At 63.2% G+C, this 21926-nt stretch carries 20 protein-coding genes; 5 read left to right on the forward strand and 15 right to left on the reverse strand.

Annotation, left to right across the window (positions count from 1 at the left end; translation table 11 throughout):
• Window positions 1-6: 6 nt before the first annotated feature.
• Genes AC4LFW_RS00610 through ada form a run of 3 tightly spaced genes read right to left on the reverse strand, consistent with a single transcriptional unit; the run spans window position 7 to window position 2162 of the window.
• Window positions 7-786, reverse strand: coding sequence for a TatD family hydrolase (locus tag AC4LFW_RS00610; RefSeq protein ID WP_491816899.1), 780 nt, complete (start codon window positions 784-786; stop codon window positions 7-9).
• 42 nt (window positions 787-828) lie between these two features.
• Entirely contained in the window at window positions 829-1074 is a 246-nt protein-coding gene (locus AC4LFW_RS00615) for a hypothetical protein (RefSeq protein ID WP_491816900.1), read from the reverse strand.
• Window positions 1075-1124: 50 nt separating this feature from the next.
• Complete coding sequence (gene ada, locus AC4LFW_RS00620; RefSeq protein ID WP_491816901.1) at window positions 1125-2162, reverse strand: bifunctional DNA-binding transcriptional regulator/O6-methylguanine-DNA methyltransferase Ada; 1038 nt, start codon at window positions 2160-2162, stop codon at window positions 1125-1127.
• Between the two features lie 158 nt (window positions 2163-2320).
• Here ada and AC4LFW_RS00625 point away from each other — a divergent pair, with 158 nt between their 5' ends.
• Window positions 2321-3211 carry a PA4780 family RIO1-like protein kinase gene (locus AC4LFW_RS00625; protein ID WP_491816902.1) on the forward strand — a complete coding sequence of 297 codons (891 nt, stop codon included), beginning with the start codon at window positions 2321-2323 and terminating at the stop codon, window positions 3209-3211.
• Window positions 3212-3395: 184 nt separating this feature from the next.
• On the opposite strand, the gene AC4LFW_RS00630 is transcribed toward AC4LFW_RS00625, so the two are convergent.
• Genes AC4LFW_RS00630 through AC4LFW_RS00640 form a run of 3 tightly spaced genes read right to left on the reverse strand, consistent with a single transcriptional unit; the run spans window position 3396 to window position 8987 of the window.
• The gene (locus AC4LFW_RS00630) at window positions 3396-4892 is read right to left on the reverse strand and encodes an efflux transporter outer membrane subunit (RefSeq protein ID WP_491816903.1); all 1497 of its coding nucleotides are present in this window, start codon (window positions 4890-4892) and stop codon (window positions 3396-3398) included.
• A complete protein-coding gene (locus AC4LFW_RS00635) occupies window positions 4892-7954 on the reverse strand; it encodes an efflux RND transporter permease subunit (RefSeq protein WP_491816904.1) in 3063 nt (1020 codons plus the stop codon). Before AC4LFW_RS00635 ends, AC4LFW_RS00630 begins: the two co-directional genes overlap by 1 nt.
• A gap of 4 nt (window positions 7955-7958) precedes the next feature.
• On the reverse strand, window positions 7959-8987 hold the full coding sequence (locus AC4LFW_RS00640) for an efflux RND transporter periplasmic adaptor subunit (protein WP_491820078.1): 1029 nt from the start codon (window positions 8985-8987) through the stop codon (window positions 7959-7961).
• 275 nt (window positions 8988-9262) lie between these two features.
• Between AC4LFW_RS00640 and bfr the strand changes: the two genes are divergently transcribed.
• Complete coding sequence (gene bfr / locus AC4LFW_RS00645) at window positions 9263-9730, forward strand: bacterioferritin (RefSeq protein ID WP_491816905.1); 468 nt, start codon at window positions 9263-9265, stop codon at window positions 9728-9730.
• A gap of 49 nt (window positions 9731-9779) precedes the next feature.
• Here bfr and AC4LFW_RS00650 read toward each other — a convergent pair whose 3' ends face one another.
• The 3 genes from AC4LFW_RS00650 to AC4LFW_RS00660 all read right to left on the reverse strand — a co-directional run bounded on the left by AC4LFW_RS00650 (window position 9780) and on the right by AC4LFW_RS00660 (window position 14875).
• Window positions 9780-11702 (reverse strand): methyl-accepting chemotaxis protein, encoded by a 1923-nt coding sequence (locus AC4LFW_RS00650; RefSeq protein ID WP_491816906.1) that lies wholly within the window; start codon window positions 11700-11702, stop codon window positions 9780-9782.
• A 292-nt stretch (window positions 11703-11994) separates the two neighbouring features.
• Window positions 11995-12432: a Cu(I)-responsive transcriptional regulator gene (gene cueR, locus AC4LFW_RS00655; protein ID WP_491816907.1), complete on the reverse strand. Its 438-nt coding sequence runs from the start codon at window positions 12430-12432 to the stop codon at window positions 11995-11997.
• 61 nt (window positions 12433-12493) lie between these two features.
• Window positions 12494-14875 carry a heavy metal translocating P-type ATPase gene (locus tag AC4LFW_RS00660; RefSeq protein WP_491816908.1) on the reverse strand — a complete coding sequence of 794 codons (2382 nt, stop codon included), beginning with the start codon at window positions 14873-14875 and terminating at the stop codon, window positions 12494-12496.
• A 158-nt stretch (window positions 14876-15033) separates the two neighbouring features.
• Here AC4LFW_RS00660 and AC4LFW_RS00665 point away from each other — a divergent pair, with 158 nt between their 5' ends.
• Window positions 15034-15225 carry a heavy-metal-associated domain-containing protein gene (locus AC4LFW_RS00665; RefSeq protein WP_491816909.1) on the forward strand — a complete coding sequence of 64 codons (192 nt, stop codon included), beginning with the start codon at window positions 15034-15036 and terminating at the stop codon, window positions 15223-15225.
• 36 nt (window positions 15226-15261) lie between these two features.
• Here the strand turns inward: AC4LFW_RS00665 and AC4LFW_RS00670 are convergent, their stop codons facing one another.
• Complete coding sequence (locus tag AC4LFW_RS00670) at window positions 15262-15891, reverse strand: TetR family transcriptional regulator (protein ID WP_491816910.1); 630 nt, start codon at window positions 15889-15891, stop codon at window positions 15262-15264.
• 208 nt (window positions 15892-16099) lie between these two features.
• On the opposite strand from AC4LFW_RS00670, the gene AC4LFW_RS00675 reads away from it, so the two are divergent.
• Window positions 16100-17299, forward strand: coding sequence for a Bcr/CflA family multidrug efflux MFS transporter (locus tag AC4LFW_RS00675; protein ID WP_491816911.1), 1200 nt, complete (start codon window positions 16100-16102; stop codon window positions 17297-17299).
• 15 nt (window positions 17300-17314) lie between these two features.
• Here the strand turns inward: AC4LFW_RS00675 and AC4LFW_RS00680 are convergent, their stop codons facing one another.
• Window positions 17315-18328, reverse strand: coding sequence for a zinc-binding alcohol dehydrogenase family protein (locus AC4LFW_RS00680; RefSeq protein ID WP_491816912.1), 1014 nt, complete (start codon window positions 18326-18328; stop codon window positions 17315-17317).
• 106 nt (window positions 18329-18434) lie between these two features.
• Here AC4LFW_RS00680 and AC4LFW_RS00685 point away from each other — a divergent pair, with 106 nt between their 5' ends.
• Entirely contained in the window at window positions 18435-19352 is a 918-nt protein-coding gene (locus AC4LFW_RS00685; protein WP_491816913.1) for a LysR family transcriptional regulator, read from the forward strand.
• 27 nt (window positions 19353-19379) lie between these two features.
• Here AC4LFW_RS00685 and AC4LFW_RS00690 read toward each other — a convergent pair whose 3' ends face one another.
• The 4 genes from AC4LFW_RS00690 to AC4LFW_RS00705 all read right to left on the reverse strand — a co-directional run bounded on the left by AC4LFW_RS00690 (window position 19380) and on the right by AC4LFW_RS00705 (window position 21875).
• The gene (locus AC4LFW_RS00690) at window positions 19380-20330 is read right to left on the reverse strand and encodes an adenosine deaminase (RefSeq protein WP_491816914.1); all 951 of its coding nucleotides are present in this window, start codon (window positions 20328-20330) and stop codon (window positions 19380-19382) included.
• A 220-nt stretch (window positions 20331-20550) separates the two neighbouring features.
• A complete protein-coding gene (locus AC4LFW_RS00695; RefSeq protein WP_491816915.1) occupies window positions 20551-20823 on the reverse strand; it encodes a hypothetical protein in 273 nt (90 codons plus the stop codon).
• 26 nt (window positions 20824-20849) lie between these two features.
• A complete protein-coding gene (locus AC4LFW_RS00700) occupies window positions 20850-21134 on the reverse strand; it encodes a hypothetical protein (protein WP_491816916.1) in 285 nt (94 codons plus the stop codon).
• A 150-nt stretch (window positions 21135-21284) separates the two neighbouring features.
• Window positions 21285-21875 carry an IMPACT family protein gene (locus AC4LFW_RS00705; protein WP_491816917.1) on the reverse strand — a complete coding sequence of 197 codons (591 nt, stop codon included), beginning with the start codon at window positions 21873-21875 and terminating at the stop codon, window positions 21285-21287.
• Between the last annotated feature and the right edge of the window lie 51 nt (window positions 21876-21926).

The following is a 21926-nucleotide window of genomic DNA, read 5'->3' on the forward strand; positions in this document are numbered from 1 at the left end:
CTGTAATCAGCCCCAGCCAAACAACTCGCAGCTGTTGCGATAGCTGGCGTCGGCCAGCTCCTCGGGGCTGATGCCGCGCAGTTCGGCCAGCTCCCGGCAGATGTCCGGGAGGAATTCCGGGCTGTTGCGTTGGCCGGCGTGGCTGTGGGGCGTGATGTCCGGGGCGTCGGTTTCCAGCACGATGCTCTCGAGCGGCAGTTGTTGCAGCACACGGTGCATACGATGGGCCTGGGGCCAGGTGCCAGCGCCGCCCAGGCCGAGCTTGTAGCCCAACTTAATGTACTCGCGGGCTTCTTCCCAGCTGCCGCTGAACGCGTGAGCGATGCCAGTGCGCTTGAGTTTGTAGCGCTTCAAGGTGGCGATCATCGGCGCGTGGGCGCGGCGAACATGCAGCAGCACCGGCAGTTCGAACTCATTGGCCAGGTCGAACTGTGCTTCGAGCAGCTCTTGCTGGCGGTTCTTGTCCGGGTTTTCGATGTAGTAGTCGAGGCCGATCTCGCCGATGGCGCAGAGCTTGTCCTCGCCTCGCAACCGCTGCAGCCAGTGGCGCAGCGCGTCGATATGCTCCGGTCGGTGGTCCTGCAGGAACACCGGGTGCAGGCCCAGCGCGGCATAGACGGCTGGCTCGTCCAGTGCCAACTGCCAGACCCTCTCCCAGTTCGCTTGGTGAACGCCGAGCACAAGGATCCGCTCGACACCGGCACTGGCGCAGCGGGCCAGTACCTCACCGCGGTCGGCATCGAAGGGGTCGAAGTCGAGGTGGGTGTGGGTGTCGATCAGGGGCACGGCGGTCATCTCCTTGTTTTCAGCAGTTAGCAGCGGCGTGGTTCAGCGGTGCGCTTCTTCTTCGATCTGGATATCGCTGACGCCCAGTTCGGCCATGCGGCTGTGCTCGCTGGCGCGTTCCGGGATCTCCCAGGGTGCATCGGTAGTGGCACGAGGCTCCTTGACGTGGTGCAACAGTATCTCCAGCTCGGCCTGCTCCATTGATGGCTCTTCAAAGGCGCTCATTGTCAGCGAGGCGGGTTCGCCATTGATCAGGTAATGGATGCGGTAGCGTTTCAGTTCAGTCATGGCTGGGCTCTTTGCGGTGGCATGTAGAGCATCCGACCGCTGAAACAGGCTCAGGCTCCCGATTCATCACGCTCCGACTCGAGCAGGGCGGCTTTTCGCTCGATACCCCAGCGGTAGCCGGTCAGCGCCTGGTTGGCCCCGATCACCCGATGGCAAGGCACCAACAATCCCACCGGGTTGCTGGCGCAGGCACGGGCTACAGCGCGCGCATGACTGCCAAGGCTTGCTGCCAACTCGCCGTAACGTCGCGTCTCGCCCGGCGGTATGCGCTGCAACGCCTGCCAGACCTTTTGCTGGAATGCGGTGCCACGCAGGTCCAGCGGCAACTGCGCGGCGCGGGTGGGCTCTTCCAGTTGAATGATGATCGAGCGCAGCCATTCGCCGAGCCCGGGCTCATCGGGTAGCAGTTCCGCTGCGGCGAAACGTGAATGCAGCTCGTCGAGCAGCGATTGCCGGTCATCGCCGAACAGCAGGGCGCAGATGCCTTTTTCGCTGGCCGCTACCAGCAGCAGCCCCAAGGGGCACGCGCTGGTGGCATAGCGCAGGATTTCGCCGGCACCTTTGCGTCGGCGCTGGGCCGGGCTGATCGCCGCGGTGTGCTGATAGGCGCCGCGCGTGCTGCCGTAACCGGCGCCCAAGGCTGCGCCAAGCACTGACTCGGCATCCGGCAGCTGCATCTCCAGTCGCTCTCGTCGGCGTGCTGCGGCCCAGGCCCGCGGCGTCAGGCCGGTTCGTGTCTTGAATGCGCGCGCCAGATGTGACGGAGACAGGCCGATACGGGCAGCCAGCTGTTCCAGGGTCATCGGCTCAGGACTTTCGTCCAACAGGCGGCAGGCCGCTACCACCAACTCATCGAGCTGTTCGGCAAGGCTCTTGCCTCGAGGCGAACAACGTCTGCACGCCCGAAATCCGGCGGCCTCGGCCTCGTGGATGTGGCTGAAGAAGCTGACGCCTTCACGCCGGGGGCGACGTGCCGGGCAGCTCGGGCGGCAGAAGATCCGGGTCGAGTGCACGGCAAACACGAAGCGGCCATCGAAGCTCGGATCGCGATTGCAGAGCGCTTGCCAGCAGTGATCGAAATCGAGCATCGCAGTGCTCCCTGGGTAAAGGACTTCGATTGTCGGCCCTGGTCGGCCCCGATGCCAATCCACAGTACGCTTTCAAACTTGCGGACTAGCATGGAAGCCGGTTCGTGATTGCCGTAACCTGCAGATCTGCATAGCCAAATAGGGTCTGTAAGCCGCTGATGAAAACGCCAAAACGACTCGAACCGTTGGTCGAGGATGGGCTGATCGACGAAGTGCTGCGCCCGCTGATGAGCGGCAAGGAAGCAGCGGTTTATGTAGTGCGCTGTGGTGATGAGCTGCGTTGCGCCAAAGTGTACAAAGAAGCCAACAACCGCAGCTTCCGGCAGGCCGTCAAATACCAAGAAGGCCGCAAGGTCCGTAGCAGCCGCGATGCCCGCGCCATGGCCAAGGGTTCCAAGCACGGGCGCAAGGAAAAGGAAGAGAACTGGCAGAACGCCGAAGTTGCCGCCCTGTTCAGGCTGGCGGATGCCGGCGTGCGTGTGCCCAAGCCGTACGACTTCCTCGATGGCGTGCTGCTGATGGAGATGATTTCAGGCGAAGACGGTGATGCTGCGCCGCGTCTCAATGACGTCGACCTGCATCCCGATGACGCGCGGGAATTTCATGCCTTCATGATTCAAGAGGTGGTGAAGATGCTCTGCGCCGGGCTGGTGCATGGCGACCTGTCCGAGTTTAACGTGCTGCTTGATGAGCACGGGCCGGTGATCATCGACTTGCCCCAGGCGGTCGATGCGGCGGGAAACAACCACGCCTTCGAGATGCTCGAACGGGACGTGGGCAACATGTCCGCCTATTTTGGGCAGTTCGCGCCCGAGCTCAAGTTCACCCGCTACGCCAAGGAAATGTGGGCGCTGTATGAAGACGGCAAGCTGACACCGGATTCGGAGCTGACCGGGGAATTCGCCGAGCCGGAAGACGCGGCGGACCTGGATGCCGTGATGCGGGAAATCAAGGCGACCCTGGCCGATCAGGCGCGCAAGGAAGCCCTGCGCAACGCAATGGACGAACCCAGCGACGAGCCGCCCACACCGCCCTGGATGCGTAACTGAAGGAATGCAGGGTGGCGTTGGTGCGCCACCCTGCACGCAAACGGGCCGCCTGGCGTTGTTTGTTTGTAGGTGCGAGCTTGCCCGCGATCTGGGTGCAGTAGCGCATCCCCTCTAGGGATCCGGATTGCCCGGCTGTCCCAGAACGCTGTTTTGATGCTGCTGAGCAGCACGCAGCCCAACGCCCTCATTCCGCGCGGTCCGACGTCGACGTTTCCGACGCCGGCTCGGCATCCTGCACCGCACTCGGGTCCATTTCCCAGCCGCCGCCCAGCGCGACGAACAGCGCGACCTGGGCCGTCGCCAACGCCGTGCGGCCTTGCAGCGCTTGCTGTCTTGCCTGCAGCGAGCCGCGCTGGGCATCGAGTACCTCGTTGAGGTTCGCTTCGCCGAGTCGATAGCGCTTCTGCGCCAGCTCATAGGCATAGGCGCGATGGCGGAGGGTGGTGCGCAGCGAGTCCAGGCGGCGTTTCTGCCCGTCGATGCGCACCAATGAGCGCTCCACTTCTTCCAGCGCCTGAGCCAGTGCCTGCTGGAAGCCAAGGTAGGCACTTTCGCCCTCGACATCTGCCAGGTCGATCGCCGCACCGCGCCGGCGGTAGTCGAGAAAGGGCAGGCCGAAGGTCGCACCGAGGCGGGCGAAATTCGATGCAGTGGAAAAGGCATCACCCAATGCCAGCCCCGAGCGCCCGACTGCCGCCTGCACGGCAAGCGTCGGGAACAGGTCGCGGCGGGCGGCCAGCGATTGCAATTGGGCCGCTTGCAGTTGCGCCGCTTCAGCGATCAGGTCCGGGCGTCTTCGCAGCAGGTCCAGCGGTTGTCCGGGCGGGATGGGCTTGTCGGCCAGGGGAACCTTGGCATCGGCTGTTAGCCGCCGGGCGATGCTTCCCGGTGGCTCGGCGAGCAGCGTGTCCAGCGCCAGCCGCGCTTCGGCCAGGTTGATGTCCAGCTCATCCAGATCCGCCTGCAGTGAAGCGCGCTCAGCGGTGCTGGCCTCGACATCCAGCCGGGTGACCTCGCCCGCCTCGAACAGTCGGGTGGCAATATGTTCGAGGCCTCTTGCCAGCTCGATCCCCTCGACCAGCAGCGCGCGTTGCCCCTCAAGGGCGCGTAGCTGCATGTAGCCCTGCGCCATGTTCGAGGCGACCGCCAGCCGTGCCGCAATGGCCTGGGCTTGGGCGGAGCGGATCTGCTGCCGTGCGCTGTCGGTGCGCGCGCGGGTAGCGCCGAAGATATCCAGCTCCCAACTGGCTTGCAGTGCCAGCTCCCAGTTATCGAAGGTGATTACATCTTCATCGGGAATGAACTGACCGATGGGGCTGTTGGGGTTCTGTTCGTTGTTATTCTCGATCCACTGGCGGCTGGCCGAACCGGGCAGATCGAAGGTGGGGAAGAGACCGGCGCGGGCCTGCCGCAACTGCGCACGCGCGGTATCGACGCGCAGCATGGCCAGGCGGATGTCGCGGTTATTCTCCAACGCCTGGTGCACCAGCCGCGTCAGCACGGGGTCATCGAACTGCTGCCACCAGTCGGCGAGCGCCTCGGCATCGGCTGGCTGCTGGCGCACCGCATGGAACCAGCTCTCCGGCACATCGGGTGCCGGGCGTTCCGGCACGCTGGAGCAGGCGCCTAGGGCTAACGCCAGCGCCCAAACCAGGGGCGTGCGGGGCAATCGGCTCGGCATCAGGTTTCCTCCGGTTTGACGCGCATGAACAGCAGGTACAGGCATGGCACCGCCAGCAGGGTGAGCAAGGTGGCAAAGCCCAGCCCGCCCATGATGGTTACAGCCATGTTGGCGAAGAAGGGGTCGAACAGCAGCGGTACCATGCCCAGCACCGTGGTACCGGCCGCCATCATCACCGGTCGCAGGCGCGAAGCGGAGGCTTCGACAATGGCCGTCAGCCGCGGGACCTCGTCGGTAATCTGCCGGTCGATCTCGTCCACCAGCACCACGGCGTTCTTGATCAACATGCCCGTCAGGCTAAGCAGGCCGAGCAGGGCCATGAAGCCGAACGGCTGGCCGGTCAGCAGCAGCCCGAGCGTGACGCCGCACAGCGCCATCGGCACCACCAGCCAGATCATCAGTGGCTGACGGACCTTGGCAAAAAGCAGCACCGTGACCAGCACCATCGCCAGATAGGGCACCGCGAGCGTGCTGGCCAGCGCCTGCTGGGCATCGGATGACTGTTCGTGGTCGCCGCCCCACTCCAGCGAATAGCCGATCGGCAGTTCGATGCTCTCGATCAGCGGACGAATGCGCTCGAAGGCGACGTTGGTGTTCTCGCCGTCGCGCGGTTCGGCACGGACCGCGATGGTCCGCTCGCGGCCGTAACGGCGAATCATCGATTCCTCGGTCGTAGCCTCGACGCCATCCGCAACCTGGGCCAGCGGCACATAGCTGCGGGTGGCCGGGCTCCAGATCAGACGTTGCAGGAGATCGCCCGGCTCGACGCGATCCTCTGGCGTAGCGCGCAGGAGGATTGGGATCAGCTCGTCCTGATCGCGGAAAACGCTGACCTGCTGGCCCTCGCTGGCCACCGACAGCGCCTGCGCCACCTGTTGGCGGGTCAGCCCGGCATCGGCCAGGCGGTCCAGGGCCAGCCGCGGGCGCAGCACCGGAACGGGCGAGCGCCAGTCATCGCGGATGTTGAAGACCTGGCCCTGCTCCTGAAGGATTCGCTGACCTTCGGCCGAAAGCCTGCGCAGCTCGTCAATGTCGGGGCCGCTGACCCGCGCTTCGAGCTTGGCTTCGGCGTTAGGGCCGAACATGAATTGCGCGGCGGCGACATCGGCAGACGGGTAGCGGCCAGGCAGTGTCTGGTTCACCTGGCGGACCAGATCGGCGATCACCTCGGCATTTTCGGTGCGCACCAGAAAGTGCATCAGCGCCGGGTTGGGCTGTTCCGGGGCATAGGTGAGCATGAAGCGCGACGCGCCCGCGCCGACAAAGGTCGACACATCGGTTACGCCGTCCAGCTGCTTCAGATAACCCTCGACATCTTCAGCGGTGCGGCTTGTTTCGAGGATATGCGTGCCCTGCGGCAGGAACAGGTTCACATAGAAGATCGGTGTGCTCGACGGCGGAAAGAAGCTCTGTGGCACGCGGCTGAAGCCCAGCACGCTGAGGACCGTCAGCACAACTAATATGCCCAGCGTCAGCCAGGGGCGACCCAGCACCACACCGGCGATACGCCGGTAGCGGTTGTAGATCGGCCCGCTGTAGGCATCGTCCGGGTCGGTGTCATTGTCGCCCTTGTCGCCCTTGTCGCCCTTGCGCTCGAGCAGGTAGTGCCCGAACAGCGGCACCACCAGCAGCGCCAGCAACCAGCTGAGCAGCAGCGACGCGGCGATGACGAAGAACAGCGAGAAGAGGAATTCGCCTGTGGTGTCCTGCGACAGCCCGATCCCGGCAAAGGCCAGGATGCCGATGATGGTTGCGCCCAGCAGCGACCACTGCGTCTGCTGCAGCGTCTTGCGCGAGGCCTCGAGAATACTTTTGCCGCGCTGCTTCTCGATCAGCATGCCGTCGCAGACCACTACGGCATTGTCCACCAGCATACCCATGGCGATGATCAGCGCGCCGAGGGAGATGCGTTCCAGCTCGATCCCACCGATCCACATCAGCAGCAGCGTGCCGAGCACGGTTAGAAACAGCACGGCGCCGATGATCGCGCCGGCGCGTACCCCCATGGCCAGGCACAGCACGCCGACGACAATGGCCACCGACAGGAAGACATTGAGCGCGAAGCTGTTGACCGACTCGTTGACGATGCTGTGCTGCTGATACAACGGATGCAGTTCGGCACCCAGCGGCATCAGGTGCTGCATGGATTCCAGCTCTGCCTCGACGCTACGACCGACTTCAACGATGTTGCTGCCCGACACGCCGCTGATGCCTATCGTCAGGGCGGGCTCACCGTTATGGCGGATGATCTGGCGTGGGCGCTCGGCGTATTCGCGTTTCAAGGTGGCGATGGAGCCCAGGTCGACGCTTTGCTGGCCTTGGCCCACTGGCAATGCACGCAGGGCATCCAGGGAGTCGAACGCGCCGGTCGGACGGATGTGGACGAAAAATTCGCCAGCGCGCACGCCGCCGGCTTCCACCGCCGCGTCGGCATCGGCCAGTGCAGCGACCAGTTCTTGCGGCGATAGGCGTAGTGCCGCCAGGCGCGCCTGATCGACTTCCACCAGGATCCGTTCTTCACGCACGCCAGCCAGTTCGACCTGGCCAACGCCGTCCGCCGTGATCAATCCGCGGCGCAGGTCCTTGGCGACTTCGTGCAGCTCTTCCAGCGTCAGGCCGTCACCGGTCAGGGCAAAGAAGATGCCGTAGACATCGCCAAAATCGTCGTTGACCAGCGGTGGGTCCAGGCCGGGAGGCAGCTGCTGCCGAGCATCCTCGACCTTGCTGCGCAGCTGATCCCAGATCTGATCGAGCTGCTCACCCGAGTAACGGTCCTGAATCTCGACGCGGATTTCCGCGAGGCCGATCATCGAGCGCGAGCGGATTTCCTTGACCTCGGAAAGCTCCTGAATGGCGCTTTCCAAGGGTTCGGTCACTTCCTGCTCGACCTCGAGCGCCGTCGCGCCGGGATACTGCACCGTGACGATGGCTTCCTTGATGGTGAATTCCGGGTCTTCCAGGCGGCCCATTTCGAAGAACGCAAGTACGCCTCCGACCAGGCAGATCAGCACCAGTACCCAGATATTGACCGGCTTGCAGATGGCGTAACGCGCTAGATCCATCCGTTTACTTCCGCCGTTCGGCTTTGATCGGCTGGCCTTCCGACAGCTTGCTGCCGCCCGCCACCACCACCAGCATGTCGTTGTTCAGCTCGCCGCTGACCACTGCGTGATTGTTTTCGATGCGCTCGAGCTGCAAGTCCTGGCGCTGGGCATGGCCGTCCACCGCCAACCAGAGGTAATGGCTGCCGTTCGGCGCTGTCTGCACGGCGTTGAGCGGCAGACGAAAGCGCTGCCGCGGATGGTCTTGCGGAGCAGGCGGGCGCTGCAGGCGAACCCGCATGGCCATTCCTGGCAGCAGGTTGTAGTCCGCCGGCGGCTCGCCCTGCAGGGTCAGATTGTAGGTGCGCGAGCCTTCGCGAGGCTGGGTGCTGTGTTCCTTGTAGGCCAGCGGCAGCGTCAGGTCGGCAATCACCAGTTCGCCTTCGGCCTCCAATGTGCTGTTCAGGGGAATGCTCAGCGCCGCGCTCTCTGGCAGGTCGACCGTGACCTCGATGTGCTGATTGTTCTGCAGTTCCAGCACGGGCGAGCCCGTGGCAACCACCATGTCCGGCTCGACCAGCCGGCGCGCGACCACACCGTCGAACGGTGCCTCCAGCGTGCTGTGATTGATATCGCGGAGGGCGCTGTCACGGGCGACCCGCGCCGCCACCACATTGGCCTGCAGCGGCTCGACCGCGGCGGGAGCGAGAATCCCTTCGGCCAAAAGGGCGCGCTTGCGGGTGAGATCCGCCTCCAGCTGGCGCAGTCGCGCTTCTGCTTCGCGCAGTTGCAGCTCGTAGTCGGTGTCGTCGAGCTTGGCCACCGGCTGACCTTTCTCAACGCGTTCGCCCTCGTCAACCAGGATGCGCTCGACACGGCCCGGCACCTGAAACGCCAGCTGCGTGCTGGTTACGCTTTCGACCACGCCGGGAAAACGCAGCGCCTCGGGGCCGTTATGGATGCGCTGCAGCGGCTCGACAAAGGCGACGCGTGGCGGGACTTGCGCAGGCTCCTTGTCCTCCGAGCAGCCAGACAGGACCAGCAATAGGCACATCGATGCAGTAATACAGAAAGACCGTGAATGGCCTTTCGACGATAAAAGCGGCATCCATTCTCCTGGGCGATAAGGACGAGTAGGGCGTCGCGCGACGGTGCGAAATGCTGCGACAGATTCAATAGAACCCCGCTCCGGCTCGGGAGTTCGGCCTATGCTGAAGTGACCCGCTGGTCAGCCGGTTTTGCCTGCGGCAACGGGGCTGCGGTCAATCTGCTGCCGATTGGGCGTATCATTGCCCGGCGTTCAAAATGTCAGTGCAGGAGAGAGTCGCAATGCAAGGTCAGCCACAGGTCATCGAATATCTGAAAGAACTGCTGCGTGGGGAGCTGGCGGCGCGCGATCAGTATTTCCTGCACTCGCGGATGTATGCCGATTGGGGCTTCACCAAGCTCTACGAGCGCATCAATCACGAGATGGAAGAGGAAACCCAGCACGCCGACGCGCTGCTCAAACGCATCCTGTTCCTGGAAGGCACCCCGGACATGACGCCGGAAGCGATGCATCCCGGCCATACCGTCCCCGAGATGCTGCGTAGCGATCTGGCGCTCGAATACAAGGTCCGTGAAGCCTTGGCGAAGGGCATCACCCTGGCCGAGCAGCACAAGGACTATCAGACGCGGGACATCCTCGCGCTGCAGCTGATGGACACCGAAGAAGATCACGCCTACTGGCTGGAGCAGCAGCTCGGCATGATCGACCGCATCGGCTTGCAGAATTATCTGCAGTCGCAGGCTGGCTGACAGCAAGAGGCCAGGCGCAATGCCTGGCCTCGTTGTTTCATGGCACCGGTCAGATGCGGAAGCGGCTGACCATGGTTTGCAGATGACTACCCAGACTTGCCAGCTCCACGCTCGACGCAGCGGTCTCTTCGCTGGCCGCGGCTGTTTGCTCTGACACGTCCCGCACGTTCACTACGCTCCGGCTGATTTCCTCGGCAACCGCACTCTGCTCTTCAGCGGCAGTGGCAATCTGCTGATTCATGGCCTGGATGTTCGATACCGTGCTGGTGATGCGCGCAAGCGAGGTGCCGGCGCTGCGCGTCAGCTCGACGCTACTTTCGGTAAGGCTGCGGCTGTTCTGCATGATTGCCGATACCTGCTGTGTACCGTTCTGCAGGGCCGTGACCAGCCCTTCGATCTCCTCCGTCGATTTTTGCGTGCGTTGGGCCAGCCCGCGAACCTCGTCAGCGACCACAGCGAACCCCCGTCCAGCTTCGCCCGCGCGTGCCGCTTCGATGGCCGCATTAAGGGCCAGGAGATTGGTCTGTTCGGCCACTGCGCGAATTACGTTCATAACGCTGCCAATCTTGTCACTGTCGCTCTGCAGTGCCGTCATCGCCTCGGAAGATCGGATCACTTCGCTGGCCATGCGCTCGATCTGCGCGACCACTTCGGCCACCACGCGATCACCCTCGCGCGCTTCACGGTCTGCGTCGGTGGCAGCTTGTGCTGCTAGTTCAGCGTTGCGCGCCACCTCCTGAACGGTCGCGGACATTTCATGCATAGCGGTGGCGACCTGATCAGTTTCTTCCTTCTGGCTATTCACTCCGGCGCTGGTCTGCATGGTGACCGCAGAAAGCTCCTCGGCTGCGCTGCTGATCTGGCTGACACCGTCCCGAATGCCGCCGATCAGCTCACGTAGGGTGGTGCCCATCTGCTGGATGCCCTTCTGCAGGGCGCCCAGTTCGTCGCGTCGTGTCACGGCCGTGGTGGCGGTCAGATCGCCGGAAGCGATGCGCTCGATGTCAGCCAGAGTGGTGCGCAGCGGGAGAATGATCTGGCGTGTGATCAGCCAGGCCGCGACGATGCCGAGCAGCAAGGCGAGCACGGTGCTGATGATCAGGCGGTTGCCTGCTTTGCCGCTTTCAATATTCAAGCGATCCAGCTGGAACTGATACAGGGCGTCGCTGATGCGCACGATCTCCTTCTGCTGATCAGTCATCTCCTGGCGTGCCTTGGCGATTGCCTGGGTGGCGGTGACCAACGCTTCGATGGCGGTGCGGTATTGACCAAGCTCGGTCCGAATCTGGCTTATAGCATCGCGTTCACCGGCATCCAGAACGCTCCCGTTTCGCTCAAGCGTAGCCATGGCAGCGTCGAGTTGGCTGTAGACAGCCTTTACATTTTCGGTACTGGCGGAGGCGAGGTAGATGCGTAACAGATACTGTGCCTGCTTCACTTCTTCCCGAATGCTGGTGATGGCCTGAAATTGCTCGAAGCGGCTTTCGTCGTACTCGGGCAATTGCAGTACTCGCGCATTGATGGCTCCGGTCAGGTCGCCCAACCTTACCGCTGCGGCATCAATGGAACGTTGGGATCCGTTGGCGACCACATAGGCCTGACGCATATCGTTGAGCGAGTGCTGGTACTGCTCGTTATAGCCTGCCTGCTCCTTGAGCATCGCCACGTTGACTGGATTCTTGAAGCTATTAAGCAGCTTGGTCTGCTGGGCAAGGTAGATGCCCAGGTTCTTGTCCAGTCGCTCGGTGGATTCGGTATCACCATTGGCCAACATGAACTGCAGGCGTGCGATGCGAAGGCCGGTGAGGGTGTTGTTGAGGAGTGAGATTTCGGTCATCCAGCCGCTGCGCTGGATTACGCTGCCCAGGCTACCCCAGCCGTTCCAGGCCAGGATCAGGGTGAGGATGAGAACCGCGCCGAAGCCCAAGGACAGCTTTCGGCTGACGCCAATGTTGCCAAACCAGTTATTCATTCAGGTTCCACTTGAAGGACGAGAGGAAGGCTGCGACGGTCCGTCGTCAGCTGAGCGTCCATTTATCGGCAGGTCTTTCAAGCAGTTAAGTGTGTTGAAGCTATGACGCCATAAAACCGACGAACGGCTGCGAGCCATTTGCAGCCTAGTGTCAGTCGCAGTTGTGATCGCCGATACCGAAGCGTTTTGCAACGTGAAATGTGTTCGAACCTGCGATCAATCGAGCCAACCATGAGCTCAACGGCAAAGCATCTGGCAACGCGAAATGCCGGGGGGCGTTATGCTTGTTGCGTTAAAGGGCGTCAGGGATTGATGTGGCTGGCTTGGATGAAGTGCAACAGCCGCCAGACTCGAGGTCCTTGAGGATCGGGCAGTCCGGGCGGTCATCGCCGTGGCAGGTATCGACCAGTTCCTGGAGCGTGTCGCGCAGGCCGACCAGTTCGGCAATTTTCTGATTGAGTTCATCGATGTGCGCACCGGCCAGGGCCTTTACGTCAGCGCTGGCGCGGTGGCGGTCCTGCCAGAGCGTGAGCAACTTGCTCACTTCCTCCAACGAGAAGCCCATGTCCCGCGACCGTTTGATGAAGGCGAGGCGGTGCAGGTCTTCTTCGCCATAGTGGCGGTAACCATTGGCGCTGCGTCCGGCGGGGGAGATCAGGTCGATGGACTCGTAGTAGCGAATCATCTTGGCCGACAATCCGCTTTTCTTTGCCGCTTGGCCAATGTTCATAACGGATACCAGCGATGTTCGAGGCTGATTGCTAACAGATCGGTGGGCATCGCTACGCTCCTTATTCCTTTGGCTTCCAACGCTTGAGCAAGAGCGCGTTGCTGACCACGCTGACGCTGGAAAGCGCCATCGCCGCGCCTGCGAAAACCGGGCTGAGAAAGCCGAAGGCCGCCAACGGAATGCCCACCAGGTTGTAGATGAAGGCCCAGAACAGGTTCTGCTGGATCTTGCGGTAGGTGCGGCGGCTGATCTCCAGGGCGGCGGGCACCAGGCGGGGATCGCCGCGCATCAGCGTGATGCCGGCGGCATGCATTGCCACATCGGTCCCGCCACCCATGGCGATGCCTACATCGGCGGCGGCAAGCGCTGGCGCATCGTTGATGCCGTCGCCGACCATGGCCACCACCGCGCCGTTCTTCTTCAGTTCAGCAACCGTGGCGGCCTTGTCGGCCGGCAGCACTTCGGCGTGAACGCTGTCAATCTGCAGCGCCTCGGCAACCACCCGGGCACTGCCGCGGTTGTCACCCGTGATCAGATGGCTGCTGATATGCCGCGCGTTGAGGGCTGCGATGGCTTCGGCGGCGCCGTCCTTGAGACGGTCGCCAAAGGCGAACAGGCCGAGCACGCGAGGCTGCGGTGCGGTCTCGATCAGCCAGGAGAGGGTGCGGCCTTCGCGTTCCCAGGCTTCGGCTTTATCGGCCAGCTCGCCCGGTTGCAGGCCGCTGTCATCCAGCAGTCTGCGATTACCCAGCGCCAGCGCGCGGCCATCGAGTTCACCCGAGATGCCGCGACCCGTCAATGACTGGCTGCGCTCGACGTCGGCAACGCTGACGCCCTGTTCCGCGCAGCGGTCGAGCACCGCTTGGGCGAGTGGATGTTCGCTGCCGCGTTGCAGTGCGCCGGCCTGTTGCAACAGTCTGGATTCGTCACCATCGACGGCGTGCAGATGGACGATACGTGGCTGGCCGGAGGTGAGTGTGCCGGTCTTGTCGAAGGCGACGGCGGTGACGGCATGGGCGACCTCCAGCGCCTCGGCGTCCTTGATCAGAATGCCGTGGCGTGCGGCGACGCCGGTGCCGGCCATGATCGCCGCGGGTGTGGCGAGGCCCAGGGCGCAAGGGCAGGCGATCACCAGTACGGCAACCGCGTTGATCAGTGCGACTTCAGCCGGAGCACCAGCAACCAGCCAACCGGCAAGGGTCAGCAGGGCAACGACCAGCACCGCCGGGACAAACACCTGGCTGACCTTGTCCACCAGCTTCTGGATGGGTGCCTTGGCCGCCTGGGCGTCTTCGACCAGCCGGATGATGCGCGCCAGTACCGTTTCGCCGCCCAGGGCCGTGGTGCGGACCAGCAACCGACCTTCGCCGTTGATCGCGCCGCCGGTGATGCGGTCGCCCGGCCCCTTGCTTACCGGCAGGCTTTCACCGCTGATCAGGGCTTCGTCGGCCTGGCTCTCACCTTCGACCACTTCGCCATCCACCGGGAAACGTTCGCCAGGCTTGACCAGCACCAGATCGCCCATGCGCAGGGCGGCGATGGCGACGTCTTCTTCGCGGCCTTCGACCACGCGCACGGCGCGATCGGGCCTGAGCGCTTCCAGTGCGCGGATGGCAGCGCTGGTCTGGCGCTTGGCGCGGCTTTCCAGATACTTGCCCAGCAGGACCAGGGCGATCACCACCGCGGACGCTTCGAAATACAGGTGCGGCGTGCTGCCCGGCGCTGCAATCCACCACTGATAGAGGCTCAGGCCATAGCCGGCGCTGGTGCCGATGGCGACTAGCAGGTCCATGTTGCCGGCACCGGCACGCACGGCTTTCCAGCCGGCCACGTAGAAGCGTGCACCGAGGATGAACTGTACGGGCGTGGCGAGCAGAAACTGCACCCAGGCTGGCAGCATCCAGTGCTGGCCAAGAAGGTCGCCAAACATCGGGATCACCAGCGGCGCGGCCAGCAGCAACGCGGCAATCACTGCCCAGCGTTCACGGCGCAGACGGCTTTCGCTTCCATCAACGGCGGGCTCGCTGCCGCTGCTGGCTTGCGCTCCATAGCCCGCAGCCTCGACTGCCTCGACCAGTACCGCCGAGTCCACCGCGCCGAGAACCTCGATACGGGCGCGCTCGTTGGCCAGGTTCACCGATGCGCTGCGTACACCCGGCACTTTCAGTAGCGCTCGTTCGACGCGGCCAACGCAGCTGGCGCAGGTCATTCCTTCGATGGCCAATTCCAGGCTCTGTACCGGCACGCCGTAGCCTGCCTTTTCGACCGCCTCTACCAGCCCGGCAAGATCGGCATCGCTGGCTTCGACCCGGACCTGCTCGGCGGCAAGGTTCACGGCCGCGGTGTCGACTCCGGGCACCTTCAGCAGGGCGCGCTCGACCCGACCGGCACAGCTGGCGCAGGTCATGCCCGTGATCGGCAAGGTGTAGGTTGCGCTCGTCATGGTTCGCTCCTGAAGCGGCGGGTGTCGGTAGATGCTCAACCTTTACCTCGTGGGAAGGTCAAGTCTAGCTACAGGATGTCGCAGCTTGTCTATTGACCCTGCCAGTGTGGCAAGGTTGAGCATGTTCCTGATGGCAACCAATCGACAGGAGGCTTCAAATGCAAACCTTGAATGTGAAAGGCATGACCTGCAGTCATTGCGAGCGAGCCGTGACCCAGGCTATTCAGTCTCGTGATGCCGGGGCCAAGGTAGACGTGGATCTCGAGGCGGGCATCGTGCGCGTGGACGGTAGCCTGGACGAGGCCGAGATCCGGGAAGCGATCGAGGAAGAGGGTTATCAAGTGCAGTGACCAGGCAAGCGGCAGCATCTGCTGCCGCATAGCCACTCAAGGGTTGGCGCTGTTGTCCCAGTCTTTCACCAGGCCGCGGAACACCGGGTCGATCAGCGCGGCGGTATCGACCTGGGGGTCGAACAGCGACTGATCGCGTGTCCAGTCGCTGAACAGCCCGACGATCAAGGCGTGCAATGTGCGCGCCGCCAGCCGCGGGGTGACGCCGGGCTGCAGGCTGCCCGCGGCGTTTTCGAGCAGTTTCTCGCAGAGCTCTATAAAGAGATTGATGAACGCGTGGTGCCGTTCTTCGGCCTCGCGCAGCTCGTCGGTGAACTCGCAGCGGTGCAGGAGAATGGTCATGACGCGACGCTTCTGTTCGTCCCGGCCAAGCGCGCTGATGCCCTCGAGACACAGGTCGTAGAGGGTCCGCAAGGGTTGCTGCTGAGTGCAACTGCAAAGCCGTTCGGTCATCTGTTCGGGAGGCAGGCGAACCTGGTTGAGCATTTCATGAAACAGATGCGCCTTGTTCTGGAAGTGCCAGTACACGGCTCCGCGCGTGACGCCGGCATCGCGCGCGATCTGGTCAAGGCTGGTATGCGCCACACCCCTGTCGAGAAACAGTCGCTCGGCGGACGCGAGCAGGGCGACACGGGTTTTTTCGGCGTCTTCTTTGGTTCTTCGCATGAGTGAGCTACGGCAGCCTCGCGCTGCATTGAGAATGGCCCCTACGGGCGGGCTATGCGGAGTTCATCCTTCAACATCTGCAACTTTGGATGTTTACAATCGTCTGTGTATGTAACAGCATCTCAGCTTCTCTGTAAACGTTCGATGTCGGCGGCAGCTCTGCTGCGTGTCGATGCGTCGGCTTTTTCCGCTGCCCGAGTTTTTACCCATGCCCCTGCCGATTCTGCTCATCCTGGGCGCGCTCAGCGCCTTTGGCCCTCTGGCCATCGATTTCTATCTACCAGCATTTCCGGCGATGGCGCGCGCTTTTGCCACGGATGTGGAACACGTTCAGCTGTCGCTCGCTGCCTACTTCGTCGGCCTGGCGCTGGGTCAGTTGATCTACGGGCCGCTGGCGGATCGTTACGGGCGGCGCTGGCCGCTGCTGGGCGGTGTCACCTTGTTTACCCTGGCCTCGCTGGCCTGCGCCTTCGCGCCATCGCTGGACTGGCTTATCGCAGCGCGTTTTGTGCAGGCGCTGGGGGGCTGCGCGGGTATGGTGGTGACCCGTGCCGTGGTCCGCGACAGCTGCGATCCGGTGCAAGGCGCAAAAGTGTTTTCCCAGCTGATGCTGGTCATGGGCGTGGCGCCGATTCTCGCGCCGCTGGCAGGCGGATTGCTGCTCAATAGCTTCGGGTGGCAGGCGATATTCGTCTCGCTGACCCTCTTCAGTGCGCTGTGTGGCGTCGCGGTCGCGCTGCGGTTACCTGAGACCTTGCCGGCGGACGCCCCGAAACACCCATTGAGCGGCACCTTGGGGCGTTATATCGGCTTGTTCCGCGACCGTGAATTCATTGCCTTCGCCCTCGCCGGTGGCGTGGCCATGGCGGGGATGTTCGGCTACATCGCCGGTTCGCCATTCGTATTCATCGAGCTGTATGGCATCCCGGCCGAGCATTACGGCTGGCTGTTCGGCAGCAATGCGGCGGGCTTCATCATCGTTTCGCAGATCAACGCCCGGCTGCTGCGACTGCGCGGCCCGGGCTTCTGGCTGCGGCGTCTGGTCTGGTTCTACTTCGCCTGCGGTGCGACCTTGCTTGTGATCGCTCTGAATCAGCCGGAAGTGCTCTGGCCGCTGCTGATCCCGCTGTTCGCAGGCCTTGCGAGCCTCGGCAGCATCCTGCCAAACGCCACGGCCTGTGCCATGGCCCAGCAGGGCAGGCAGGCGGGGCTGGCATCGGCGCTCATGGGCAGTCTGCAGTTCTGTGTCGCTGCCGTTGCGTCGGCTGCTGTGGGCTGGTTGCACAACGGCACGGCGGTGCCGATGGCATTGGTGATCGCGGTCTGCGCGCTGCTGGCGGCGTGCCTGGCCTGGTACACCGGTCAGATAGGCAGCTCGCAGCGTAGGCGGGAGGCCGCCTCGTCCTGAGGCGGACTCTGGGCTTCAGAACCCTTCGAGCACGATCTTGCCCTTGGCCTTGCCGCTTTCGATAAAGCCATGGGCGCGACGCAGATTCCCAGCGTTGATCGTGCCGTAATGCTCACCCAGGGTGGTCTTCAGCACACCGCTGTCGATCAGCTCGGCGACGCGGTTGAGTAACTGGTGCTGGGCGATCATGTCCGGCGTCTGGTACAGCGAACGGGTGTACATGAACTCCCAGTGCAACGACAGGCTTTTGCGCTTGAGCAGGCTGATGTCGAGGCTTGCGGGGTCATCGATCAGCGCCAGGCGACCCTGTGGCCGTAATGCTTCGACGATTTGCGCCAGGTGCATGTCGGTGTGGGTCAGGCTGGCTACATGGGTGACATCGGCGATGCCCAGCCGCTGCAGTTCGGCGGCCAGCGGCTGGCTGTGATCGATCACCTCGTGGGCGCCCAGCTCGCGCACCCAGTCCCGGGTTTCGCTGCGCGAGGCCGTGCCGATAACCCTGAGCCCGGTCAGCTGACGCGCCAGCTGTGTCAGGATCGAACCCACACCTCCCGCCGCACCGACGATAAGCAGACGCTGGTCGCGATCTGCCTCTCCTTCGCTAATCTGCAGACGTTCGAACAGCAGTTCCCAGGCGGTGATCGAGGTCAGCGGGAGCGCCGCCGCCGCAGCGAAATCGAGGCTGGCCGGCTTGCGGCCAACGATACGCTCATCCACCAGATGCAGCTCGCTGTTCGCCCCGGGGCGGTCCAGCGCGCCGGCGTAGAACACCTCATCGCCGGGCTTGAACAGGCTGACCTCGCTGCCCACCGAGCGAACCACGCCGGCCACATCCCAGCCGAGCACCTGATGCTGGCCGCCTTCCGGCTGTACACGCATGCGGATCTTGGTGTCCACCGGATTCACCGAGATGGCGCGGACCTCGACCAGCAGGTCGCGCGGGCCGGGCGTGGGATCAGGCAGTTCGATATCGATCAGCGAATGCGCGTCTTCGACCGGCAGGGATTGCTGGTAACCGATGGCTTTCATCGTAGGTCTCCTTCTTGGCTGGACATTGAAGGCTGTCATGTTCGGCTTTCGCGTCCAGAAGAAAAACCTCATATTGCACTGAGGCTCTTTCAACGGATTATTGAAAATGCTGCGTAGCGATGACCTGCAAGTGTTTGTGCTGACCGCTGAGCTAGGCAGTCTGTCTGCCGCCGCCAGGCGGTTGGAGTTGTCGCCCGCCGTTGCCAGTGCGGCGCTCAAGCGACTGGAAGGACAACTGGGCTGCCGCTTGCTGGCGCGTTCGACCCGTAGCCTGCGGCTCACCGGCGAGGGCGAGCTGTATCTGCCCCATGCGCGCTCGGCCTTGCAGAGTCTTGTCGAGGGCCAGCAACTGCTGGCAGGCGGCAAGGCGACCATCAGTGGCACGTTGCAGTTGTCGGCGCCGTCCGACTTCGGCCGCAATGTCCTCATGCCCTGGCTGGACGAGTTCCAGATGCAACATCCGCTGCTGAGCCTTCGGTTGTTGCTGGCCGATCGCAATGCCGATCTGTTCCGGCAACCGGTCGATATCGCGCTGCGCTACGGCCAGCCGGAAGACTCCAGCCTGGTGGCGCTACCGGTGGCAGCATCCAATAGGCGCGTGCTCTGTGCCGCGCCGGGTTACCTCGAGGCGCACGGATCGCCGCACTCGCTTGTCGAACTCGCCGACCATAACTGCCTGCGTTTCATGTTGGCGGGGCGGGTGCATGAGCGCTGGTGCTTCTACGACGGTCGACGTGAGCTGCAACAGGCGGTGAGCGGTGACCGCATCAGCGACGATGCCGACGTGGTGCGCCGATGGGCGTTGGCGGGACAGGGGGTGGTGTACAAATCCTGGCTGGACGTCGCTCAGGATGTGCAGTCGGGGCGACTGGTGGTGCTGTTGCCGGAGCTGCTGGGCGAGCCGACGCCGCTGAACCTGATCTGTGCCCATCGTGCACATTTGGGCGAGCGGGTGAGGCTTCTGCGTGAGCACCTGGTCGAGCGATGCCAGCGGCTGATCCAGCTGGCGCCGTTCGCCCCTTGACGGGCCGCACATGGCGGCCCTTATCGCTCACTTGGCCAGGCGCGCGTCGAGGCTGTTCTGGGCCAGACGGCGTGCCTGTTCCTCAGTCATGCCCAGGCTTTCTTGCAGGGCCATGAAGTTCTCGGTGACGTAACCGCCGAAGTAGGCCGGATCGTCCGAGTTCACCGTCACCTTCACCCCCTGTTCCAGCATCTGCAGGATGTTGTGCTGGCTCATGTCGTCGAACACGCAGAGCTTGGTGTTGGACAGCGGGCAGACCGTAAGCGGAATCTGCTCGTCGATCAGCCGCTCGATCAGTTTCGGGTCCTCGGATGCACGCACGCCGTGGTCGATGCGGCTGACCTTGAGCAGGTCCAGCGCTTCCCAGATGTATTGCGGCGGGCCTTCTTCGCCGGCATGGGCCACGGCAAGAAAGCCTTCGGCGCGGGCCTTGGCAAAGACCCGCTCGAACTTGCTCGGTGGGTGTCCCATTTCTGAGCTGTCCAGGCCGACCGCGAAGAAGGCGTCGCGGAAGGGCATCGCCTGTTCGAGTGTCTTGAAGGCTTCCTCTTCCGGCAGATGACGCAGGAAGCTCAGGATCAGCCCGCTGCTGATGCCGAGCAGCTCGCGGCCGTCCGCCAGCGCGCCGCTGATTCCGCGCAGGGCCACTTCGAACGGAATGCCGCGCTCGGTGTGGGTCTGCGGATCATAGAAGGGCTCGGTGTGGACGACGTTCTGCTCTTCGCATTTCTGCAGATAGGCCCAGGTCAGGTCGTAGAAATCCTGCTCGGTTCGCAGTACGTCGGCGCCGGCGTAGTAGAGATCGAGAAACTCCTGCAGGTTGCCGAAATTGTAGGCGCTGCGCAGTGCGTCTACGTCACCCCAGGGCAGGGCGATCTTGTTGCGTTCGGCCAGGCGGAACAACAGCTCGGGTTCGAGGGAGCCTTCAAGATGCAGGTGCAGCTCGGCTTTGGGCAAGGCGTTGAGCCAGTCGTACATAGGAAACCCCGTCTGGAAAAGGCGCATTTAATCACGCCAGTCGAATTGACCCCAGAGTCAGCGCGACCTGCACAGCAGGTTGCCGGTTGCTGACCCTCCCCTGGATCCTGTCCGAACTGTGCAAAAAACGAGCACATTGCCACAAGCGAGGCCGGACGGGGCCGGGCGCCATCAGCTCAACTGTTATCCACAGTTTTGTCCACGGGTTCTGAGCATAACCTCAGAACGCTTGTATGGCATTTTGAAATCGCCGTTCAGCGCCGCGGCTTACGAGAAAAACTGTCTGTAAATCAATGGTTTTCCCTTCGATGATGGCATCAAAAAACGTTTTGGTTAAAAAGTGAGCAATAGTTGGGAGGCCGCGCCGCTGTTGGGTCTGGCTGGTTGGTCCCAGGGTTATCCACAGATCAGTACACACAAATGGTGGAAAAACGGGCGGCGAAAAAAAGCCACGCTTCGTTGCAACAAGCGCGGCTTTGGGGCGTTGGCGCACCGGTAACGGTACGCCTGGACGCCTGATCAGTTCTGTTGGGCTGGCGCAGGTTCGCGCGGCTGGACCGGCTCGCCAACATCCGGCTCGTCATCGTCGGGCATGGTCACGTCAACGTCGGGTACTGTGACGGTCTTTTCCTTGGTGCCGACATCCACTTCAGGCGCATCCACGTCATATTCGGGCATGTTGCCGCCTTCGACTTCAACGTCCGGAAGCGAGCCTTCTTCGGTTTTCTCGACATCACAGCCGGCCATTCCCAGCGTTGTCAGCAGGACGGCGCCCGGGATCAGCCACTTGTATTTGCTTTTCATCGTTGAACTCCTCTTTCACAGCGGAATGCGTGTTTCGGCACTTCCACTCAAATGTGTTGGGGCACATGCGCATGGGAGCGCCGACCCAACGGCAAGTGCCGCTGATATAGGGACTTCGCCTATACCGCGCAGTTCAACCAGCAGCGATGCTCATGGGGTCAACGGGTGCAGCGCCGAACGGCCGCGGGTGATGTCGGCCAGAAGCTGTTGCAAGCGAGGCTGCTGCTCGGCGGGCAGGGCCAGCTGCAGTTCGGCGCCCTCGGCATCGAAGGTTTCGCGGTCTATCTGCGCGTCGTATTCATCCAGGCGCGCCTTGAACAGTGCGAGCTCGGCGAAACGGCAATGACAACTGCAGCGGACCCGGGCCACCAGTTCGACGCGCTCGCCCGCCTGCAGGCATTTTGCAGCGGAGCCGCCATAGGCACGGGCCAGGCCGCCAGTGCCCAGCTGGATGCCGCCAAACCAGCGAATCACTACCACTGCCACCTGGTCGCAGTCCTGTCCTTCGATGGCGGTGAGCATGGGGCGACCGGCCGTTCCGCCGGGCTCGCCGTCGTCACTGAAACGATAGTGGTCGCCGATTTTCCAGGCCCAGCAGTTGTGTGTGGCGCTGGGGTCACTGACCGCCTGGATGAACGCCTGAGCGTCTTCCGCAGTGGATACCGGTACAGCCTTGGCAAGAAAGCGGCTCTTGCGAATGGTTTCCTGATATTCGCAAGGCGCGGCGAGCGTAAAGGGCATGATCGAAGAGGTTTTCCTTGGGGCTCGGTAGTGTAGCGGCCGCTGAGCGCG

Source organism: Stutzerimonas sp. C6.4V, from assembly GCF_058536345.1.

Coding starts and splice junctions, on each gene's coding strand:
- AC4LFW_RS00615 (WP_491816900.1), bottom strand. CDS start 1,074: ATGACTGAACTGAAACGCTACCGCATCCATTACCTGATCAATGGCGAA.
- ada (WP_491816901.1), bottom strand. CDS start 2,162: ATGCTCGATTTCGATCACTGCTGGCAAGCGCTCTGCAATCGCGATCCG.
- AC4LFW_RS00625 (WP_491816902.1), top strand. CDS start 2,321: ATGAAAACGCCAAAACGACTCGAACCGTTGGTCGAGGATGGGCTGATC.
- AC4LFW_RS00630 (WP_491816903.1), bottom strand. CDS start 4,892: ATGCCGAGCCGATTGCCCCGCACGCCCCTGGTTTGGGCGCTGGCGTTA.
- AC4LFW_RS00635 (WP_491816904.1), bottom strand. CDS start 7,954: ATGGATCTAGCGCGTTACGCCATCTGCAAGCCGGTCAATATCTGGGTA.
- AC4LFW_RS00640 (WP_491820078.1), bottom strand. CDS start 8,987: ATGTGCCTATTGCTGGTCCTGTCTGGCTGCTCGGAGGACAAGGAGCCT.
- bfr (WP_491816905.1), top strand. CDS start 9,263: ATGCAAGGTCAGCCACAGGTCATCGAATATCTGAAAGAACTGCTGCGT.
- AC4LFW_RS00650 (WP_491816906.1), bottom strand. CDS start 11,702: ATGAATAACTGGTTTGGCAACATTGGCGTCAGCCGAAAGCTGTCCTTG.
- cueR (WP_491816907.1), bottom strand. CDS start 12,432: ATGAACATTGGCCAAGCGGCAAAGAAAAGCGGATTGTCGGCCAAGATG.
- AC4LFW_RS00660 (WP_491816908.1), bottom strand. CDS start 14,875: ATGACGAGCGCAACCTACACCTTGCCGATCACGGGCATGACCTGCGCC.
- AC4LFW_RS00665 (WP_491816909.1), top strand. CDS start 15,034: ATGCAAACCTTGAATGTGAAAGGCATGACCTGCAGTCATTGCGAGCGA.
- AC4LFW_RS00670 (WP_491816910.1), bottom strand. CDS start 15,891: ATGCGAAGAACCAAAGAAGACGCCGAAAAAACCCGTGTCGCCCTGCTC.
- AC4LFW_RS00675 (WP_491816911.1), top strand. CDS start 16,100: ATGCCCCTGCCGATTCTGCTCATCCTGGGCGCGCTCAGCGCCTTTGGC.
- AC4LFW_RS00680 (WP_491816912.1), bottom strand. CDS start 18,328: ATGAAAGCCATCGGTTACCAGCAATCCCTGCCGGTCGAAGACGCGCAT.
- AC4LFW_RS00685 (WP_491816913.1), top strand. CDS start 18,435: ATGCTGCGTAGCGATGACCTGCAAGTGTTTGTGCTGACCGCTGAGCTA.
- AC4LFW_RS00690 (WP_491816914.1), bottom strand. CDS start 20,330: ATGTACGACTGGCTCAACGCCTTGCCCAAAGCCGAGCTGCACCTGCAT.
- AC4LFW_RS00700 (WP_491816916.1), bottom strand. CDS start 21,134: ATGAAAAGCAAATACAAGTGGCTGATCCCGGGCGCCGTCCTGCTGACA.
- AC4LFW_RS00705 (WP_491816917.1), bottom strand. CDS start 21,875: ATGCCCTTTACGCTCGCCGCGCCTTGCGAATATCAGGAAACCATTCGC.